The following is a 20,062-nucleotide window of genomic DNA, read 5'->3' on the forward strand; positions in this document are numbered from 1 at the left end:
TGATTTGCGTCGGGGCCGGTTAAACCAGCGCGCCGCCCTTTTCACCGATCGCGCCCTGCACATCGGCCTCGCCCATCATCATCTCGTTGTGCGGTTTGCCCGAGGGAATCATCGGAAAGCAGTTCTCGTGCTTTTCCACCCGGCAGTCGAAAATCACGGGGCCGTCATAGTCCAGCATTTCCATGATCGCATCATCCAGTTCGGCAGGATCGCTGCAGCGGATACCCTTGCAACCGAAGGCCTCGGCCAGCTTTACGAAATCGGGCAGGCTCTCGGACCAGGAATGGCTGTAGCGTTCACCGTGCAACAGCTCTTGCCACTGGCGGACCATGCCCAGACGTTCGTTGTTCATGATGAACTGCTTGACCGGCGCGCGGAACTGCATGGCGGTCCCCATTTCCTGCATGTTCATCAACCAGGACGCCTCACCCGCGACGTTGATCACAAGCGCATCGGGATGCGCGACCTGCACCCCGATGGAGGCGGGCAGGCCATAGCCCATCGTGCCGAGGCCGCCGCTGGTCATCCAGCGGTTCGGGGCTTCGAACCCCAGATATTGCGCGGCCCACATCTGGTGCTGGCCCACCTCGGTGGTGATGTAGCGGTCCCGGTCCTTGGTCAGGGCTTCCAACCGCTCCAGCGCATATTGCGGTTTGATCGTGGTGGTAGAGGGCGCGTAGCGCAGGCAGCGAACGGCACGCCATTCGTTGATCTGGTCGGTCCAGCGGGCAATCGCCTCATGGTTCAGTTTGCGTCCGCGTTCGTTCCACAGATCCAGCGTGGCCTGCAGGGTGGCCGTCATATCGCCGACGATGCCCAGATCGACGCGCACGATCTTGTTGATCGAGGACGGATCGATGTCGGCATGCACCTTGGTGGAGTTCGGCGAGAAATCTGCCACGCGCCCGGTAATCCGGTCGTCAAACCGCGCGCCGAGGCAGACCATCAGATCGCAGCCGTGCATGGCCATATTGGCCTCGTACAGGCCGTGCATACCCAGCATGCCCAGCCACAGCTTGCCACTGGCCGGATAGGAGCCGAGGCCCATCAGCGTGGAAGTGACATGGATGCCTGTGGCATCGGCCAGTTCGCGCAGCAGGCGGCTGGCCTCAGGGCCGGAATTCACGATGCCGCCGCCGGTATAGAATACCGGGCGTTCAGCGGTTTCGATCCATTCCACCAGCTGTTCGATGGCCTGCGGATCGGGCTGGGTGCGCGGCTGGTAGTGCGGCACCTTGATCTTTTCACGCGGGATGTAATCCGCTTCGGCAAACTGCACATCCTTGGGAATGTCGATCAGCACGGGGCCGGGGCGGCCGCTGGTGGCCACATGAAACGCCTCGTGGATGGTGGCCGACAGCCTGGATGTTTCCTTGACCAGCCAGTTGTGCTTGGTGCAGGGGCGCGTGATGCCGACGGTATCCGCCTCCTGGAAGCCGTCCGTGCCGATCAGGAATGTCGGGACCTGACCTGACAGAACCACCAGCGGAATCGAATCCAGCAGGGCATCCGTCATGCCGGTCACCGCATTCGTTGCACCGGGGCCGGAGGTTACCAGAACGACACCCGGCTTGCCGGTGGAACGGGCATAGCCTTCGGCCATGTGGACCGCACCCTGTTCATGGCGGACCAGAACATGCTTGATGTCGTTCTGCTGGAAAAGCGCGTCATAGATTGGCAGGACCGAGCCGCCCGGATAGCCGAATACGACCTCGACCCCCTGATCCTTCAGGGCTTGCACCACCATGTTCGCGCCGGTCATCTGCGTCATCGCCGTCTCCAAATCCTTGCCGTACAATGAAAAAAGCCCCCGAAGCATCGAGGGCGCATGGAAACCTTCCGGTCAACCGTTACCGGTCCTTGCGCCCCGAACCCCTGGATACAGTGTTCATAGCCATAACGGCCCCCGTCATTACAAGGGGCAAACTATGTTCGGCAGGATCCAAGGTCAACACATAAAAGAACCTAAAAGATCAAATGTGCGTATTATTGTTATTACCTGTGGTTTCCGTTTGAAACTTTATACGGTGCATCGCTGGAGTGGACCAAGCGCAAATGCGGACGCGCGGATGCGAAGGGGGATGCATCCTCGGCCATGCCCATGTGGGCAAGAGAGGCTGGCGGCAGCAGAAGCCGGTCGTATTGGGCGCGCACAGGGCTGAAACGTACAGGGGCAGGGCCGTGTTCGCCATGCAGTTCGATGCATCCAAGCGCCTGATCCACATTGCGGCTGGATTGGAGTGGCAGCAGCAGGATCCGCCCATGGGTTTGCGGCGTGCCCTGCGCACGGGTGCTTTCAAGACAGATGTTCAACTGGCCCGCCTGATCGAAAAGCGCATCGATGCGAGGAGCAAGGCTCTCGCGCTCGGTCGGTTCGATAAGGGATAGAAAGGGCATGCCCCTGACGTCCATTCCCATCAAATCGGACAATACGCCCCCCGCCACACGAAACCTGGTGACACCCGGTGCGATACGTTCGATCAGGAATACGTTCGGCAATGCATGGGGCAAGGAACGTGGATCGATCCGCGATCGATGCGGCACCTCGCCATCCTCGCGCTGCGCTTCCCAGTAGCGGCGCACCTGCGTAATGATGGGGTATTGTGTCGTCATAGAAGGCTCCAACATTTCCTGCGACGATGGGACCGCAGGCCAGATATAACAAATTCAAGCTGTTCGTGCGATAAAACCGTTCACTGTCATAAGCTGTTATAGGCGCTTACGGCCAAATCCGCGAAGTTGATTTGAAATAGGTGCAAATTTTATCGAAGTCCCGCCAAAGATAAATAAATAGTTAATTTCGGCGGGTATTTTCCGATGTGCTTGACGTGGCGCTGCCTTTGCCGCAGACGCGCATCAAATGGCCAATGGGGGTAATCCGATGCGACGCGGGCTTCTGCTTATTCTTTCATCACCTTCGGGCGCGGGAAAATCCACGTTGTCCAAGCGGTTGATGGCATGGGATCCGACAATCCGGTTTTCCATTTCGGCCACAACCCGCGCTCCCCGCACCGGAGAGGTGCATGGCAAGGATTACGATTTCCGCAGTCGTGAAAGCTTTCAGGATATGGTCGCGAATGGCCAGATGCTGGAACATGCCGAAGTTTTCGGCAATTTTTATGGCAGCCCCCGCGGCCCGGTCGAACTGGCAATGGCCGAGGGCCGGGATACGCTGTTCGATGTGGATTGGCAGGGTGGGCAGCAGATACGCAATTCGCCATTGGGCCGGGATGCTGTTTCCATTTTCATCCTCCCGCCCTCGATCGCAGAGCTTGAAACGCGGCTGCGAGGGCGCGGTCAGGACAGTGACGAGGTGATCGCCCATCGTATGGCCAAAAGCCGGGATGAGATCAGCCATTGGGCCGAATACGATTACGTTCTGGTGAATTCCGACCTTGACCGGACCGAGCAGGATTTGCGCATGATCCTGCAGGCAGAGCGGCTGCGTCGGGACCGGCAACCCGATCTGACCGACCTTGTGCGTGACATGAATACGGAGTTCGAGGGCCGATGATCTATTCGCTGGATGATATTGCGCCCAGTCTGCCTGCCTCCGGAGAGGTGTGGATTGCCCCCGGAGCCCATGTGATGGGGAATGTGGTGCTGTCAGAAGGTGTGGGGATCTGGTTTGGTGCCGTGCTGCGCGGCGACAACGAGGAAATCCGTATCGGGGCCGGGTCGAACATCCAGGACAATGCTGTGCTGCATACCGACATGAATTTCCCCCTGAGTGTGGGAGAGGGCTGCACCGTCGGGCATCGGGCGCTTTTGCACGGGTGCGCCATAGGTGACGGTACACTGGTCGGCATGGGTGCCGTTGTCATGAACGGTGCAAAGATCGGTCGAAACTGTCTGATCGGTGCCAATGCCCTGGTAACCGAAGGCAAGGAGATCCCGGATGGATCGCTGGTCATCGGCAGCCCTGCAAGGGTCATCCGCCCGTTGACCGCGGATGAAATCGCACGATCCCATGCTTCCGCGCTTGGCTACCGCCGGAATATGACACGTTTCCGCGATGGCCTGCAGCCGGTGAATCCGGCAAAATAACCATGCCGGCTTGGTTATATCCGGGGCCATGCACCGTTTTTCCGGCTTCGGGGGATCATCGCGGCGCTGCCGTTGTCATAAAACTTTTGAATATGGCGGTGCAAAGGTAGGGTGAACTCAAATGGGCGGACTGCGAACGGCCCTGTCATCAAAACAAGGCTCAAAAGGGTCGATCCATATGAAAACCCCTGATGGTCTGGATATTCAGCGCGGGCTGGAAAGCACGCTGTTTTCCGAAATCGTGGACGGTATTCCTGTTGCCGCGCTGTTCATCGGCGATGAGGATCGGATCACCAATGCCAATGCCGCCGCGCGGATGCTGTTCGGCGAAGGGCTTGTTGGTCGCCATTACATCATTTCGATGCGCCATCCCGGCTTGCTGGATGCGATCGAGGGGACCCGCCGGCACCGCCAGACCTCCCGCACGCGGTACATTGCCACCCGCGCCTCGGGGGAGGTGACCTATCGCGTGACCGTTTCCCCGATTGCCAATACCAGCGTGCTTTGCGTGTTCGAGGATATCACCGAGCAGGAGCAGGCGGGCCTGATGCGCCGTGATTTCGTGGCCAATGTCAGCCACGAGCTGCGGACGCCCTTGACCTCGCTGCTCGGGTTCATCGAGACATTGCAGGGGGCCGCACGCGATGATGCCGTGGCCCGCGGCCGCTTTCTGGAGATCATGGCGCGGGAGGCAGAGCGGATGAACCGCCTTGTGCGGGATCTTCTGTCGCTCAGCCGGGTTGAGAGCGAGGAACGCGTGCGCCCGCGCACCTCCACGGATATTGTCGCATTGGTGAATACGGCCGCCACGGCCCTGCGGCCCACGGCCGAACAATCCCGCGTCGTACTGGAAGTGGTCGGGGAGGAGGGCCCCCTGAATGTGCCCGCCGATTCCGACCAGATGATGCAGGTTTTCCAGAACCTGATCGAGAATGCGATAAAATACGGGGCCGCCGGCAGTTGCGTGACCATTTCCGTCACGCGCGATAACAGCAATACCCAGCGTCTTGGCCCGACCGTGTCCATCGCGGTAAAGGATGAAGGTGACGGAATTGATCCGATCCACATTCCGCGCCTGACAGAACGGTTCTACCGTGTGGACAACCACCGGTCCCGCGAGATGGGCGGGACGGGGCTGGGGCTGGCAATCGTCAAGCACATCATCAATCGCCACCGCGGGCGCTTCCGCATCGAAAGCCGCAAGGGAGAGGGCAGCACCTTTACGGTAATCCTGCCGCAATCCTGATCTGCGGGGCCACGCGGCGGGATCATCCCGCCGCTTTGGCCTGTTTTTCCGCCGCCTTTGCCTGATCCCACAGCCGATCCATTTCCAACAGATTGCTTTCGGCGGGGCTTTTCCCGGCCTGCTGCAAGGCACGTTCGATATGGCCGAAACGGCGTGTGAATTTATCGTTCGTGCGGCGCAGGGCGGCTTCGGGATCGATCTTCATATGGCGGGCAAGATTGGCCATGACAAAGAGCATGTCGCCGAATTCCTCCTCCACCTCGGTTTGGGTCAGGGTGTCACGGGCTTCTGCCAGTTCATCCATCTCCTCGCGCAGTTTGTCCAGCACGGGACCGATGTCGGGCCAATCGAACCCGACCCGGGCCGCCCTGTTCTGCAGTTTTACCGCGCGTGTCAGGGCAGGTAGCCCAAGCGCCACGCCGTCCAGTACACCGCTTTCGTTGCGGGTGGCCCGCTCTGCCGCTTTGGTTTCTTCCCATGCACGGGTCTGCCCTTCGGTATCGCGGGGGCCATCGTCGCCAAATACATGCGGATGACGGCGGATCATCTTGTCCGAGATGGAGGCCGCCACATCGGCAAAATCAAAATGGCCAGCCTCTTCTGCCATGCGGGCGTGGAACACGGTCTGCAGCAGCAGATCGCCCAATTCGCCCGGCAGTTCATCCCATGCCTCGCGGGTGATGGCATCCGCCACCTCATAGGCCTCTTCGATGGTATAGGGCGCGATTGATGCGAAATCCTGCGCCACGTCCCATGGGCAGCCGGTCTGTGGATCACGCAATCGGGCCATGATATCGATCAGGCGGCGGATTTCTGTTTCGGCACGCATTGCGTCGGCCCTCCATTTCCGGTTCATGGTTTCCTACTATCCCTTCAAATCCGGAGTCCACCATGTCCATCCCGAACAGCATCGCCGCCTCAGCCGAGCAGATGAAGGGATGGCGCCAGCATCTGCACGCCCATCCCGAGCTGGCCTATGATTGCCACGAGACGGCGGCCTTCATCGCCGCGCGGCTGAGGGAGTTCGGCGTGGACGAGATCCATGAAGGGATTGCCACCTCCGGCATTGTGGCGATCATCAACGGGCAGGGCAACGGCCCGACGATCGGGCTGCGGGCGGATATGGATGCCCTGCCGATCATCGAACAGACGGGCGTTCCCCATGCCTCGACCGTTACGGGCAAGATGCATGCCTGCGGGCATGACGGGCATGTGACGATGCTGTTGGGGGCCGCGAAATATCTGGCCGAAACGCGGGCCTTCACCGGGCGTGTCGCGCTGATTTTCCAACCAGCCGAGGAGGGCGACGGTGGTGCCAGGACGATGGTCGAGGAAGGTATCATGGACCGTTTCGACATTTCCCGCGTGTTTGGTATCCACAACTGGCCGAACAAGCCCTTGGGCCTCATGATGACCAATCCCGGGCCGATCATGGCTTCGGTAGATACGGCAACGGTAACCCTTCGCGGCAAGGGCGGACATGGTGCCATGCCCCATACGACGGTCGATCCGGTCACCGCGATGGTCAGCCTGGTTCAGGCGCTCCAGACGATCGTCAGCCGCAATACGTCGGCTCTGGACCAGCTGGTCGTGTCCGTCACCCAGATCCATGCGGGCAGCGCATCGAATGTCATTCCGGGTGAAGCGTGGATGACCGCGACGATCCGCTCTTTCACCCCCGAAATCCGCAAGCTGGCCGAAGAGCGTTTTCGGGCCATTGTTGCAGGGCAGGCGGCATCCTTCGGGGTCGAGGCGGATATCGATTACGATCTGGGCTATCCGCCCACGATCAACCATGCCGATCAGGCGCGCTTTGCCGCAGATGTGGCCGCAACCCTGACCGAGGTGGATGCGGATGTGCCACGCGAGATGGGGGCAGAGGATTTCTCGTATATGCTGGAGGCGCGGCCCGGTGCGTATATGTTCCTAGGTACGGGGCCGGGGGCAGGCCTGCACAGCGCGAACTATGATTTCAAGGACGAGATTGCGCCCTTGGGGGCTGCTTTCTTTGCCCGGCTGGTCGAGGCCGCGCAGCCGGTTCGGGAAGGCTGAAAACAGCCTTCCCGCAGGGGATCAGAGAGTGCCGTCGAGATAGCGGGCAATGACGGCTTCGCTGCCGTCGGCCCAGACCGCCCGAAGGATCTGGTCGAAGCGTGCGGAAACGACCGCATTCTCGCCCAGATCGCCATAGACTTCATGCATGGCAAGCCAGGCGGACGGGTCCGTCTTGGCCTTTGCCGACACCGCCGTCAGCACATCCCAGTTCGGATCGTTCGGCTCGATCACCACGCCTTTTTCGCTGGTCCCGAAGCAATAGCGGCACCAGAGAGCCGAGAGCAGGATCAGGCCCGTTGCATCATTGCCCTTGGCCACCACGTCACGGATGGACGGAACGATGAATTTCGGCTGGCGGTTCGATCCGTCCAGACACAGGCGACGGACAGTGTCCGCAACCTCGGGGTTGGAGCACCGCTCAAGGATCAGTTCCTTGTATTCCAGCAGGTCGGTCTGCGGCACAGGCGGTACGATCGGCAGGATCTCGGTCGTTTCCACTTTATCCAGAAAGGCGCGGATCTGCGGATCCTGCATCGCTTCGTGCACGAAATGGATGTCGCGCAAACCGCCCGGATAAGCGAGGATGGCATGACCGCCGTTCAGAATCCGGATCTTCATCGTTTCATAGGCATCCACCGCGTCGGTGAATGTCACGCCGACCTTTTCCAGCGCGGGGCGGCCATTCGGGAAGTTGTCTTCCAGAACCCACTGGCGGAAGGATTCCGATGTGACGGGGGCCGCATCGTCGATGCCCATGTCCGCGACCATCTGGCGTTCGCGGGGGCCGGTCGCCGGGGTGATCCGGTCTACCATCGAATTCGGGAAGGCCACATTCGCGGCAATCCAATCCGCCAGTTCGGCATCGAACAGACGGCACAGGCCGGTCACGGCATCGCGTGTGACATGCCCGTTATGGGGAACATTGTCGCAGCACATCACGGTGAATGCCGGTGTTCCTGCCGCACGACGCGCCTTCAGCGCGGCGATGATGGCCCCGAATGCCGTTTCCGGAGCATCGGGATGTGCAGCATCCGCCTGGATAGCTGGGTGCGACGGGCTGAAGGTGTTCGTTTTCGGATCAATGAAGTATCCGCCTTCGGTAACCGTCAGCGAAACGATACGGATTGCCGGATCGGTCATGGCCGCAATCAGCGGACCATTGGTCTGCTCCACGGGGATGAAGTCGATCATCGATCCGATGACCCGTGTTTCTGATCGGTCGGGGTTCAGTTCGGATACGGTGGAAAGATAGTCCTGCGCGGCCAGCACATCCCGCATCTTGCCGTCCGGTGCCCGAACGCCCGCGCCGATGATGGCCCAGTCGTGGTCCAGACCCATCCCGAAAAGGTCATCCAGATAGACGGCCATATGCGCGCGATGGAAGTTGCCGCAACCGATGTGCACGATTCCGGCCTTCAGTGCGGAACGGTCATAGGTCGGGGTAACGATGTGGGAGGGGAGGTCGCGAAGAGTGGCGTTGGAAAGTTTCATGTCATCTCATCCAGTTGCCGCCATCGACGCCATGCGTTCGGGCGACCGTGTCAACGACGAAGGTTCCGGCGTCCGTCCTGCGGACGCCGGAACCCCCAATGTCAAAGCGTGTTGCCAGCCGCGTCGAAGCGGTGAACCTTTGACCGGTCGGGCGTCATCCAGATCGTATCACCGTGGTGGACATCCACGTTGCCGTTCGCACGAACGTTGATGATACCGAATTCGGTATCGACATGGAGGAAGGTGTCGGAGCCGAGATGCTCGCTGACGGTCACCTTTCCCTTCCAGTCACCGGTTTCACCCACCGCGATATGTTCGGGACGGAAGCCGATCTCATGCGCATCATGCTTGGCCGCTTCGGCCCCGGTCATGAAGTTCATTTTCGGGCTGCCGATGAACCCCGCCACGAAGCGGTTCTTCGGGTGGTTGTACAGATCCAGCGGGCTGCCGACCTGTTCGATCTTGCCGGCCTGCAGAACCACGATCTTGTCGGCCATGGTCATCGCTTCCACCTGGTCGTGGGTCACGTAGATCATGGTGGTCTTCAGCGTGTTGTGCAGCTCCGTGATTTCCAGACGCATGTTCACGCGAAGGGCGGCATCGAGGTTCGACAGCGGTTCGTCGAACAGGAACGCCTGGGGGTTCCGCACGATGGCGCGGCCGATGGCCACACGCTGGCGCTGACCACCCGAAAGCTGCCCCGGACGACGGTCGATGTAGCTGGCAAGGTTCAGGATCTCGGCCGCGTTGTTCACCTTCGCGTCGATTTCCGCCTGCGGAACCTTTGCCATCTTCAGCGGGAAAGCGATGTTCTTGCGGACCGACATATGCGGGTAAAGTGCATAGCTCTGGAACACCATCGCCAGCCCGCGCTGTGCGGGACGCTCGGCGGTCGCATCGCGACCGTCAATCTCGATCTTCCCGCCCGACACGTCTTCGAGACCGGCAATCAGGCGCAGCAGTGTGGATTTGCCGCAGCCCGACGGCCCGACGAATACCACAAACTCGCCATCCTCAATCTTCAGGTCCAGCGGAGGAATGACTTCTGCATCGCCGAATCGTTTCGCAACGCCTTTGAGTTCGATCTGACCCATGGTTTCTTTTCCTTATTTCACGGCGCCGAAGGTCAGGCCACGTACCAACTGCTTCTGGCTGAACCAGCCAAGAATCAGGATCGGTGCAATAGCCATCGTCGATGCGGCAGAGAGTTTTGCGTAGAACAGCCCTTCGGGCGAGGAGTAGCTGGCGATGAACGCCGACAGAGGTGCCGAATTGGCCGCCGTCAGGTTCAGGGTCCAGAATGCTTCGTTCCACGAAAGGATGACGTTCAGCAGAAGGGTGGATGCGATGCCGGGAACGGCCATCGGCGTCAGGATGTAGATGATTTCCTTCGACAGGGTGGCGCCATCCATACGGGCCGCCTCAAGGATCTCGCCCGGGATTTCCTTGAAGTAGGTGTACAGCATCCAGACCACGATCGGCAGGTTCATCATCGTCAGGACGATGATCAGCCCGGTGCGCGTATCCAGAAGGCCGAAGTCACGGAAGATCAGGTAGATCGGAACCAGAACACCGACCGCAGGCAGCATTTTCGTCGAAAGCATCCACATCAGGATGTCTTTCGTGCGGCGGCCGGGCACGAATGCCATCGACCATGCTGCCGGAATTGCGATGATCAGCGCCAGAATCGTCGATCCCAGCGAGATGATGACCGAGTTCATGAAGTGCAGGAAGTAGCGCGAACGCTCCTGCACGTCATGATAGTTGTCCAGCGTCCAGTTGAAGTTCAGGAACTTCGGCGGGATCGCAATGGCGTCCACCTCGGATTTGAAGCTGGTCAGGATCGTCCACAGGATCGGGAAAAAGATCACCAATCCCACAGCCCATGCGCAGACCGTGACTACGGCCTTGCGCTGCGTCGTGCTTGCTCGTGCCATATCAGGTCTCCAGATTCTTGCCGATCATCCGCATCAGGAAGATCGCAACGATATTGGCAAGGATGACCGCAACAATGCCGCCTGCCGAACCGAGGCCCACGTCATACTGCAGCAGCGACTGCGAATAGACGAGGTAGGTGAGGTTGGTCGACGCGTTACCCGGACCGCCATTGGTGGTGACCAGGATTTCGGCGAAAACCGACAGCAGGAAGATCGTCTGGATCAGGATGACAACGGTTGCCGCACGCGAGAGGTGGGGCACCATGATGTAGAAGAAGCGTGCCAGCGGACCCGCACCGTCCATCTCGGAGGCTTCGAGCTGTTCGCTATCCAGCGACTGCAGGGCGGTCAGCAGGATCAGCGTTGCAAAGGGCAGCCACTGCCAGGAAACGATCAGGATGATCGACAGCAGCGGCGCATGCGCCAGAAAGTCGAACGCGGGCAGCCCGAAGACGTTTGCGATCCATGCAAAGACCCCGTTCACCGGGTTCATGAACATGTTTTTCCATACCAGCGCAGAAACGGTTGGCATCACGAAGAACGGCGCGATGACCAGAATCCGGACAATGCCCTGGCCCCACATCGGCTGGTCCAGCAGCAGCGCCAGCAGCACACCACCCACCGTGGTGATCAGCAGAACGCCACCCACCAGGAACAATGTGTTGACCAGCGACGGCCAGAAATTCGGGTCGGTGAAGAAATAGCTGTAGTTCTCCAGACCCACGAACGGATTCTCACCGGGGATCAGCAGATTGTAACGCAGGAACGAAAAATAGATCGTCATCCCCAAAGGCACGATCATCCACATAAGCAGGAGGATGACGGCGGGAGAGATCATCAGGCGTCCAGCGGCGCGAGAGGCTTGCGTGGCCATGCGTGCGGTCCTTCAGGGCTAGCAGTTCAGAAAAGGGTGGCGAAAGTCGCCACCCCCCATATGACGATGGAAATCGTCGGTTCAGTTCTTCGGATAACCGGCACGCGACATTTCGCGCGAGACCAGGGACTGGGCCGCGGAAAGCGCCTGATCCGAGGTTGTCGATCCGGCAAGTGCCGCCGAGAACACCTGACCTACGGCAGTGCCGATGGCCTGGAATTCAGGGATGGAGACGAATTGGCCACCCGTATACGGCACTTCCTGCATGGAGGGGCTTTGGGTATCCGCAGATTCGATCGCATTCAGGGTCGGCGTGGCAAAGGCTGCCGCGTCCAGATATTCCTGATTTGCATAGAGCGAGCTGCGCGTTCCCGGAGGAACATTCATGATCCCGTCCTTCTCGGCGACCAGGGCGCTATACTCCTTGGAGGTAGCCCAGGCGACGAAGGTCTTTGCAGCTTCCTGCTTGGTCGAGGTTGCCGGGATGGCAAGGTTCCACGACCACAGCCAGTTGCCGTGGTTTTCATGACCCGCCATTACGGGGAAGGGCGCATAGCTTACGTGATCCGAAACAGTGGATTCGTCAGGGTTGCTGACAAAGGCGGCTGCCACGGTGGCATCCATCCACATCCCGCATTTTCCGGTCTGGAACAGTGCGAGGTTTTCGTTGAAGCCGTTCGACGACGCACCCGGAGGTCCGTAGTTCGTCATCAGGTTCAGGTAGTTGTCCAGAGTGGCCTTCCACTCGGGGCTGTCAAACTGGGGCTTCCAGTCGGTGTCGAACCAGCGCGCGCCCATCGAGTTGGACATTGCGGTCAGCAGGGCGATGTTCTCACCCCAGCCGGCCTTGCCGCGCAGACAGATACCATAAACGCCCGCCGATTTATCGGTCATTTTTTCGGCAGCTTCGGCAATGAAATCCCAGTCGGGATTTTCGGGCATCGTCAGGCCGGCTTTTTCCAGCAGGTCCGTACGATACATCAGCATTGCGCTTTCGGCATAGAACGGGGCGGCATACATCGTGCCGTCAACCGTCAGTGCATCGGCAACGCGGGGCAGGAAATCGTCGGCGTCGTAATCGTCGCCCATGTCGTCCAGCGGGGCCAGCCAGTTCTGCTTGGCCCAGATCGGAACCTCGTAGTTGCCGATGGTCAGAACGTCGTATTGGCCGCCGCGTGTGGCGATATCGGTCGTCACGCGCTGGCGAAGAATATTCTCCTCCAGTGTTACCCACTCAACCTGAATATCCGGATGTTCCGCATTGAATTCGGGCATCAGCCGCTGCATGCGGATCATGTCGCCGTTGTTCACTGTGGCCACGGTAATCGTCTCGGCTCCGGCCGGAATGGCCAGCGCTGCAAGACATGTGGCCCCAAGCAGACCGCGCATCGTAATGGTCATGGTCGTCCTCCCTTTTCGACCTGAGCATCTGCCCAGATCGGCGTCAGATGTTCACAATTGCTGACGCCGCGTCAAGCTTGTTATATCATAAAAAGGGTGCGCCTGATGGATAATTTTATAACTTTTTAACCAGCTCTCAGCCCAGCAGGGCCGTGGCCGTAGCCTCGTCGGTGACCAGTCCGCTCAGCAGCTCTCCGGCCAAAGCCCCTCGTAATGCAGGGATTTTTTTCATGCCGGAGGCAACGCCGATGGTCAGTCTGGTCATGTCCCGCTCCAGCCGGACGGCCGTCATGCGCTCGGTCAAAGAATTCTTTATATAGTTGCCGTTTTCATCATAAACGTGACCCAGAAGCTCACCCACGGCGCCGGTCTTCTGAAGGGCCAGCAATTCGGATTCTGTTAGGAAGCCTTCTTGGCGCAGGGGGGCATCCGGTCCCATCTGCCCCACGCCGACAAAGGCGATATCGGCACTGCATCCCATATCCCGCACGCCGCGCAGGGCCCGCAGCCCCAGAAAGGTTTCGCATTCGGCCACCGTCTCGGTCAGCACCGGTGCGGACATCAGGTAATGCGGGGCGTTGATGCGGGTCGCGATCCGCATGATCACCTCGAAGTAGCTTGCCAGACCGTCGTTCGCGATATTCCCGATCAGGGAAACCAGCGTATGGCGCGCATATTCGGTTCGGGGAATTTCGGCGGCCATGGCCGATAGCGCGCGACCCGTTCCCAGACCGATCACCTGTGCTTCGGGGCGCATCAGAACCGTCTCGAACAGATCGGCTGCCGCACCGGCGATGGCCCGCGGATCATCCGCCCCAAGCGAGGGGGCCACGCGGACCTCCTTCAGCCCGAAACGGTCCCGCAAAGCTGATTCCAGCGACATGCAGGCCGCAATCGGATGCTCCAACCGGACGCGGATCAAGCCTTCGGACATTGCGCGACTGACCAACCTTTGGGCGCGTTGCCGCGAGATGCCCATTTCGGTGGCAATCTGGTCCTGTGTCCGTCCGCCGGCATAATAGAGCCATCCGGCGCGGGCTGCGGCATCACGCGGATCTGCGGGGGTCATGTGACCGGGCCGCGATTGATAGTCATTTGGCTGAAACCTGTCATCATACCCTCCTCCCAAAGGCGGCATTGTTATCGCGCGTTAAAAAGCGGTCTGACAAGGGGCGGCGGCCGGGCAATTTTGGAAATCCGGTCTCTGGTCAATCCCGCATCAGCGTGGCAACCTGCTTGTAACACAGGACGGACCGCCAATGCCCAATGCCAATCTGATCCCCGTTTTCGATGGACACAATGATTTCCTTCTCCGCCTTTATTTCGGGCCGGACCAACGGGAAAAGACGTGGTTGCAAGGGGGAACACAGGGGCATCTCGACCTGCCGCGCATGAAGCGGGGCGGTTTTGCAGGCGGACTGTTCGCCATTTACGTGCCCTCGCCGCGCCGCGACAAAACCGGTGTGGACGGGATCATGAACAACCCGCCCTATGACATGCCGCTTCCCGCGCCCATTCCGGCCACTGCGGCGCAGCCCGTGGCACTGGCCATGGCAGGCCATCTGATGTGGATGGAGCGGTCGTCGGACGGGGCGTTCCGTCTGGTACGCTCGGCGCGCGAAATCGAGCAGGCCATGGATGATGGCGTCATTGCTGGTGTGATGCACATGGAAGGGGCCGAAGCGATTGCTCCGGATCTGGATGCGCTGCATGTTTTTCACGCATTGGGCCTGAAATCCCTGGGGCCTGTCTGGAGCCGGCCGACAGCCTTCGGCCATGGTGTTCCGTTCCGTTTTCCGGCGGACCCGGATATCGGTCCTGGCCTGACAAACAGCGGCAAGCGGCTGATCCGCGAGTGTAACGCCCTGAAAATACTGGTCGATCTGTCCCACCTCAATCAGAAGGGGTTTGATGATGTGGCCAGCCTGACGGATGCGCCATTGATCGCCACGCACTCCAATGCCCATGCCGTCACACCTTCTGCCCGCAACCTGACGGACAGCCAGTTGGAGATGATACGCGACAGCAAGGGGATGGTCGGGCTTAACTTCGGCACGGTCTTTCTGCGCGAGGACGGTCGGCGTGCCCCCGAAATCGGATGGGAGCCCGTGTTTCGCCACCTTGACCATCTGATCGAACGTCTCGGAGAGGATCACGTCGGATTCGGGTCGGATTTTGACGGGGCAACCATCCCCGAAGGGATCGGGGATGTGACGGGCCTGCCGACTTTGCAAGATGCCCTGCGCCGGCACGGTTATGATGATGCGCTGCTTGAAAAGTTGTGCTGGCGCAACTGGGTCGGGGCGTTGCGCCGGACTTGGGGGGATTGACGCATCACGTCGCTTGACGGATCGGAAGAACGCCCTTCATCATCCGGGGACAGGCTTCCCATCAGTGCGAGATCCCGAACGTGACCTCATCCCTTCTGCAGACCGATATCATGCGCCACCTGACCCTGACGCTGGGGCAGACACCGGATGCCGCATCGGTCACCGATTGGCGTATGGCACTTTCCCATGCCATCCGTGACCGCCTCCTGACGCCATGGCTGGAGGCGCAGGCCCGTAGCCGGTCCGAGGGGCGCAAACGGGTCTATTACCTGTCGATGGAATTCCTGATCGGCCGGTTGCTGGAAGATGCGCTGATCAACATGGGCCTGCATGACGAGGTGCGCGAGGCGATGGGCGCCCTTGGTCAGGATCTGTCTGCCATCATCGAGGATGAGCCGGATGCCGCATTGGGCAACGGCGGACTGGGGCGGTTGGCGGCCTGCTTCATGGAATCCATGGCCACGCTTGGCTGCCCCGCATTCGGCTATGGCATCCGCTATGAATTCGGGCTGTTTCGCCAAAGCTTTGATGAGGGCCGGCAGATGGAGGCGCCGGATGACTGGCTTGCGTGCGGCAACCCGTGGGATATTGCCCGCCCGATGCACCGCTATGCCATTCCGTTCATGGGAAAGGTCTCAACGAAGGACGGGGTTTCCGTCTGGCATCCGGGTGAAACGGTTTATGCGGTCGCCCATGACACTCCGGTGATCGGCTGGCAGGGGAAATGGGCAAATACCTTGCGCCTGTGGGCTGCGGAACCTGCAACGCCCTTCGATCTGGCCAGCTTCAATCAGGGGGAATATGCGAATGCAGCCTCTGCCAAAGTGCTGGCACATACGTTGTCCCGCGTGCTTTATCCCGATGACAGCACCTATCAGGGCAAGGAGCTGCGCCTGAAGCAGGAGTTCTTCCTGACCTCTGCCGCATTGCAGGATATTCTGGCGCGCGCCGTTGCCGAAGGTGTGGATCTGCGCCGCCTGCACGATCATGTCGCTATCCAGATGAACGACACCCATCCTGCCATCGCAGGGCCGGAACTGATCCGCCTGCTGATGGATGAACACGGCATGCCGTTCGCCGATGCGATCACGATCGCGCAGGGCTGCCTTGGCTATACCAACCACACCCTGCTGCCCGAGGCGCTGGAGCGGTGGGCGACCTATACCTTCGGCACCGTGCTGCCCCGCCACATGCAGATCGTGGAGCAGATCGACGCGTGGCACCAGCAGCAACATCCCCGCCGCCCGCATTACGTCGGCATCGTGAAGCATCACGAGGTGCGGATGGGAGAGCTGGCGTTCATCACCTCCCATAAGGTGAACGGGGTTTCGGCCTTGCATACCGAACTGGTAAAGCAGACGCTGTTTCCCGAACTCCATGCACTGCATCCCGATCGCATCATCAACCAGACCAACGGTGTCACGCCCCGCCGATGGCTGAAGATGTGCAACCCGCCGCTGGCCGGGCTGATCACGGAAACCATCGGGCAGGGGTGGGAGGCCGATCTGGACCGGCTGCAAGACCTTGAGCCGCATATCGAGGAGCGGTCGTTCCGAACGGCGTTCGGTGCCGCCAAACGTGCGAACAAGGTGCGCCTCTCGAACTGGCTGAAAGAGACGCAGGGGCTGCAGATCGATCCCGACGCGCTGTTCGACGTGCAGGTGAAGCGTATCCATGAATACAAGCGCCAGCTTCTGAACATTCTGGAAACGATCGCCCGCTGGAAGGCGATCCGGGACAATCCGACTGCCGGTTGGGTGCCGCGTGTCACGATTTTCGGCGGAAAATCCGCACCGGGTTATGCCGTGGCAAAGGAGATCATCCATCTGATCAACGATGTGGCGGCGGTCGTGAATTCCGATCCCGTCACGGGCGATCTGCTGAAGGTTGTCTATCCGCCGAACTACAACGTCTCCATGGCCGAACGGCTTGTCCCGGCGGCGGATTTGTCCCAGCAGATCTCCACCGCCGGCAAAGAGGCGTCGGGCACCGGCAATATGAAGTTCATGATGAACGGTGCGCCCACGATCGGCACGCTGGACGGTGCCAATGTGGAGATCCTGCAGGAGGTGGGGCCGGAAAACTTCTTCCTGTTCGGCCTGACCGCCGAAGAGGTGCTGACCGCGCGCGCCGACCCCGATGTGTCCCGCAAGGCGATCGAGGCCAGCCAGGCGCTGCGCGATGTATTGCAGATGATCGCCGAGGGGCGTTTTTCGCCCTCCGACCCTTCGCGCTACCATGCGCTTGTCAATCGCGTGTGGCACCACGATTATTTTCTGGTCGCACCTGACTTTGACTCCTACATTATCGCTCAGGGACAGGCGGATCGTGCCTTCTCGGACCGGGATCGCTGGCTGGAAATGGCGGCGCGCAATACGGCCCGATCAGGCTTTTTCAGCTCTGACAGGACGATCCGCAGTTATATGACCGAAATTTGGGGTGTTTCGCCCGCTATCTGAGGATTTGCATGCCAGCTTCCCATACGGTTCCCGTGATTGACCACCACGAAGCGGCTGCACTTCGCGAGGGCCGGCACGGCAATCCATTTGCCGTTCTGGGTCCGCATCCGCTGGACAAGGCATTCGTCGTCACGGTCTGGCAGCCGGGTGCCACCCGCCTGTATCTGGAACCGGGCGGAGAGGCGCAGCCCGTGCCCGATCACCCCGGCCTGTTCCGTGGCCTGACCGCTACCACCGATTACCGCGTTCGGGCAACGAATGACGGCACCGAATGGCAATATGACGATCCCTATCGGTTCGGCCCCGTTCTGGGGGAAATTGATGAATATCTGCTGGGCGAGGGGACTCACCGTGCCTTGTGGAAGGTGCTGGGCGCGCATCGCATGGTGCATCAGGGGGTGGATGGCACCCATTTTGCCGTTTGGGCGCCGAACGCACAGCGTGTCTCGGTCGTAGGGGATTTCAACATCTGGGACGGCACGCGGCATCCGATGCGGTCCCGCGGGGCGACGGGTGTATGGGAAATCTTCATTCCCGGCGTAACCGAAGGTGCCCCCTACAAATACGAGATACGCACGGCCTGGGGGGAGATATTGCCCCATAAGGCCGATCCTGTCGGTTTCGGTGCTGAACACCCCCCGTCCACTGCATCCGTGGTGCGCGATATTGCCCACCCGCAGTGGACGGATGCAGAATGGATGGAGGGCCGGGCGGCCCGTCACAGTGTCGACGCACCCATTTCCATCTACGAGGTGCATCTGGGCAGCTGGCGGCGGGCAGAGAACGGCCGGATGCTGTCATATGCCGAGCTTGCGACGCAATTGGTGGATTATGCCGAATGGATGGGGTTCACCCATCTGGAATTCATGCCGGTCTCGGAGTTTCCCTTCGATGGAAGCTGGGGGTACCAGCCTGTCGGAATGTTCGCGCCCACGATCCGCCATGGCACACCGGACGAGTTCCGGTCGCTGATCGATGCAGCACACAAGCGGGGTATCGGGGTGATCCTGGATTGGGTTCCGGGGCATTTCCCGACCGATCCGCACGGGTTGGGACGGTTTGACGGTACCCCGCTTTATGAACACGCCGATCCGCGCGAAGGGTTCCATCAGGACTGGAACACGCTGATCTACAATTACGGCCGACGTGAGGTCACGAATTACCTGACGGCCAATGCGCTTTATTGGCTGGAAGAATTCCATGTGGACGGGCTGCGTGTCGATGCCGTGGCTTCCATGCTCTATCGTGATTATTCGCGTCGTGAGGGGGAATGGGTTCCCAATGCCTATGGCGGCCGCGAGAATTTTGAGGCGATCGCCATGCTGCGGGATATGAATGCGACCGCCTATGGCCGCCATCCGGGCATCATGACGGCGGCCGAGGAAAGCACTTCCTATCCCGGTGTGTCCCGCCCCGTGAATTACGGCGGGCTGGGGTTCGGCTTCAAATGGAACATGGGGTGGATGAATGACACCCTATCCTACATTGCCAAGGATCCGATCCACCGCAAATACGAACATCATAAAATGACGTTCGGGCTGCATTATGCCTGGTCGGAAAATTTCATTCTGCCGATCAGCCACGACGAGGTGGTTCATGGCAAGGGCAGCATGATCGAAAAGATGCCCGGCGGCGGCGACCAGAAATTTGCCAATCTGCGGGCCTATTACGGGTTCATGTGGGGGCATCCGGGTAAGAAGCTACTGTTCATGGGCTGCGAATTTGCCCAGGGACGGGAGTGGTCGCATCAGCAGAGCCTTGATTGGCACCAGACGGATCTGGCCCCGCATCGCGGCGTGCAGATGCTGGTGCGTGATCTGAACCATCTTTACCGTGATACACCCGCGCTTTACCGCCACGATACGCGGCCCGACGGTTTCCGGTGGCTGGAGGCGGGCGATGCGGATGCATCGGTCTTTGCCTGGGTTCGCATGGGCAATCCGGATGAACCCATGGTGGTTGTGGTGGCAAACATGACCCCGGTGGAACGGCGCTATCGCATCGGGCTTCCGGCGGCGGGATATTGGACAGAGGCCCTCAATACAGATGCCGCAATCTATGGCGGCGGTGACCGTGGCAACCTTGGCGGTGTCACCGCCGAGGATGTGGCATGGCATGGACAACAGCAATCGGCGGAAATCACGCTTCCGCCGCTGGCAACGATATTTTTTCGACAGGGGTGATGGTTTCTTCCGGTTTCTGGGAACTGTCAGCCATAATGG

At 60.2% G+C, this 20,062-nt stretch carries 16 protein-coding genes; 7 read left to right on the forward strand and 9 right to left on the reverse strand.

Annotated features, from left to right (window positions below; genetic code table 11):
• Window positions 1–19 precede the first annotated feature (19 nt).
• Together TR36_RS06905 and TR36_RS06910 are read right to left on the reverse strand one after the other, a co-directional pair.
• Window positions 20–1,771: an acetolactate synthase 3 large subunit gene (locus TR36_RS06905; protein ID WP_045390994.1), complete on the reverse strand. Its 1,752-nt coding sequence runs from the start codon at window positions 1,769–1,771 to the stop codon at window positions 20–22.
• 224 nt (window positions 1,772–1,995) lie between these two features.
• Window positions 1,996–2,613: a PAS domain-containing protein gene (locus TR36_RS06910; protein ID WP_062762818.1), complete on the reverse strand. Its 618-nt coding sequence runs from the start codon at window positions 2,611–2,613 to the stop codon at window positions 1,996–1,998.
• Window positions 2,614–2,881: 268 nt separating this feature from the next.
• On the opposite strand from TR36_RS06910, the gene gmk reads away from it, so the two are divergent.
• The 3 genes from gmk (at window position 2,882) to TR36_RS06925 (ending at window position 5,293) form a co-directional block, all read left to right on the forward strand.
• Window positions 2,882–3,514 carry a guanylate kinase gene (gene gmk / locus TR36_RS06915; protein ID WP_045390694.1) on the forward strand — a complete coding sequence of 211 codons (633 nt, stop codon included), beginning with the start codon at window positions 2,882–2,884 and terminating at the stop codon, window positions 3,512–3,514.
• Complete coding sequence (locus tag TR36_RS06920) at window positions 3,511–4,047, forward strand: gamma carbonic anhydrase family protein (RefSeq protein ID WP_045390691.1); 537 nt, start codon at window positions 3,511–3,513, stop codon at window positions 4,045–4,047. Before gmk ends, TR36_RS06920 begins: the two co-directional genes overlap by 4 nt.
• 214 nt (window positions 4,048–4,261) lie before the next feature.
• Window positions 4,262–5,293, forward strand: a complete 1,032-nt coding sequence (locus TR36_RS06925) for a cell wall metabolism sensor histidine kinase WalK (RefSeq protein WP_082714897.1) — start codon at window positions 4,262–4,264, stop codon at window positions 5,291–5,293.
• Window positions 5,294–5,315: 22 nt separating this feature from the next.
• On the opposite strand, the gene mazG is transcribed toward TR36_RS06925, so the two are convergent.
• A complete protein-coding gene (gene mazG, locus TR36_RS06930) occupies window positions 5,316–6,122 on the reverse strand; it encodes a nucleoside triphosphate pyrophosphohydrolase (RefSeq protein WP_045390685.1) in 807 nt (268 codons plus the stop codon).
• 62 nt (window positions 6,123–6,184) lie between these two features.
• On the opposite strand from mazG, the gene TR36_RS06935 reads away from it, so the two are divergent.
• Complete coding sequence (locus tag TR36_RS06935; RefSeq protein ID WP_045390682.1) at window positions 6,185–7,345, forward strand: M20 aminoacylase family protein; 1,161 nt, start codon at window positions 6,185–6,187, stop codon at window positions 7,343–7,345.
• Between the two features lie 21 nt (window positions 7,346–7,366).
• On the opposite strand, the gene TR36_RS06940 is transcribed toward TR36_RS06935, so the two are convergent.
• From TR36_RS06940 to TR36_RS06965, 6 genes are all read right to left on the reverse strand, one after another.
• Window positions 7,367–8,839, reverse strand: coding sequence for a mannitol dehydrogenase family protein (locus TR36_RS06940; RefSeq protein ID WP_045390679.1), 1,473 nt, complete (start codon window positions 8,837–8,839; stop codon window positions 7,367–7,369).
• A 101-nt stretch (window positions 8,840–8,940) separates the two neighbouring features.
• Window positions 8,941–9,933, reverse strand: a complete 993-nt coding sequence (locus TR36_RS06945; RefSeq protein ID WP_045390676.1) for an ABC transporter ATP-binding protein — start codon at window positions 9,931–9,933, stop codon at window positions 8,941–8,943.
• 12 nt (window positions 9,934–9,945) lie between these two features.
• Window positions 9,946–10,776, reverse strand: a complete 831-nt coding sequence (locus TR36_RS06950; protein ID WP_045390672.1) for a carbohydrate ABC transporter permease — start codon at window positions 10,774–10,776, stop codon at window positions 9,946–9,948.
• A gap of 1 nt (window position 10,777) precedes the next feature.
• A complete protein-coding gene (locus tag TR36_RS06955) occupies window positions 10,778–11,650 on the reverse strand; it encodes a carbohydrate ABC transporter permease (RefSeq protein WP_062762824.1) in 873 nt (290 codons plus the stop codon).
• Between the two features lie 81 nt (window positions 11,651–11,731).
• Complete coding sequence (locus tag TR36_RS06960; protein ID WP_045390666.1) at window positions 11,732–13,051, reverse strand: sugar ABC transporter substrate-binding protein; 1,320 nt, start codon at window positions 13,049–13,051, stop codon at window positions 11,732–11,734.
• Window positions 13,052–13,187: 136 nt separating this feature from the next.
• The gene (locus tag TR36_RS06965) at window positions 13,188–14,120 is read right to left on the reverse strand and encodes a sugar-binding transcriptional regulator (protein WP_062762828.1); all 933 of its coding nucleotides are present in this window, start codon (window positions 14,118–14,120) and stop codon (window positions 13,188–13,190) included.
• Between the two features lie 190 nt (window positions 14,121–14,310).
• Between TR36_RS06965 and TR36_RS06970 the strand changes: the two genes are divergently transcribed.
• The 3 genes from TR36_RS06970 (at window position 14,311) to glgB (ending at window position 20,023) form a co-directional block, all read left to right on the forward strand.
• Window positions 14,311–15,381, forward strand: a complete 1,071-nt coding sequence (locus tag TR36_RS06970) for a dipeptidase (protein WP_062762831.1) — start codon at window positions 14,311–14,313, stop codon at window positions 15,379–15,381.
• Between the two features lie 71 nt (window positions 15,382–15,452).
• Window positions 15,453–17,840 carry a glycogen/starch/alpha-glucan phosphorylase gene (locus tag TR36_RS06975; RefSeq protein WP_082714881.1) on the forward strand — a complete coding sequence of 796 codons (2,388 nt, stop codon included), beginning with the start codon at window positions 15,453–15,455 and terminating at the stop codon, window positions 17,838–17,840.
• Between the two features lie 8 nt (window positions 17,841–17,848).
• Entirely contained in the window at window positions 17,849–20,023 is a 2,175-nt protein-coding gene (glgB, locus tag TR36_RS06980) for a 1,4-alpha-glucan branching protein GlgB (protein ID WP_062762834.1), read from the forward strand.
• Window positions 20,024–20,062: the final 39 nt, after the last annotated feature.

The organism is Falsirhodobacter sp. alg1, from assembly GCF_000739715.2.
Classification (GTDB): domain Bacteria; phylum Pseudomonadota; class Alphaproteobacteria; order Rhodobacterales; family Rhodobacteraceae; genus Falsirhodobacter.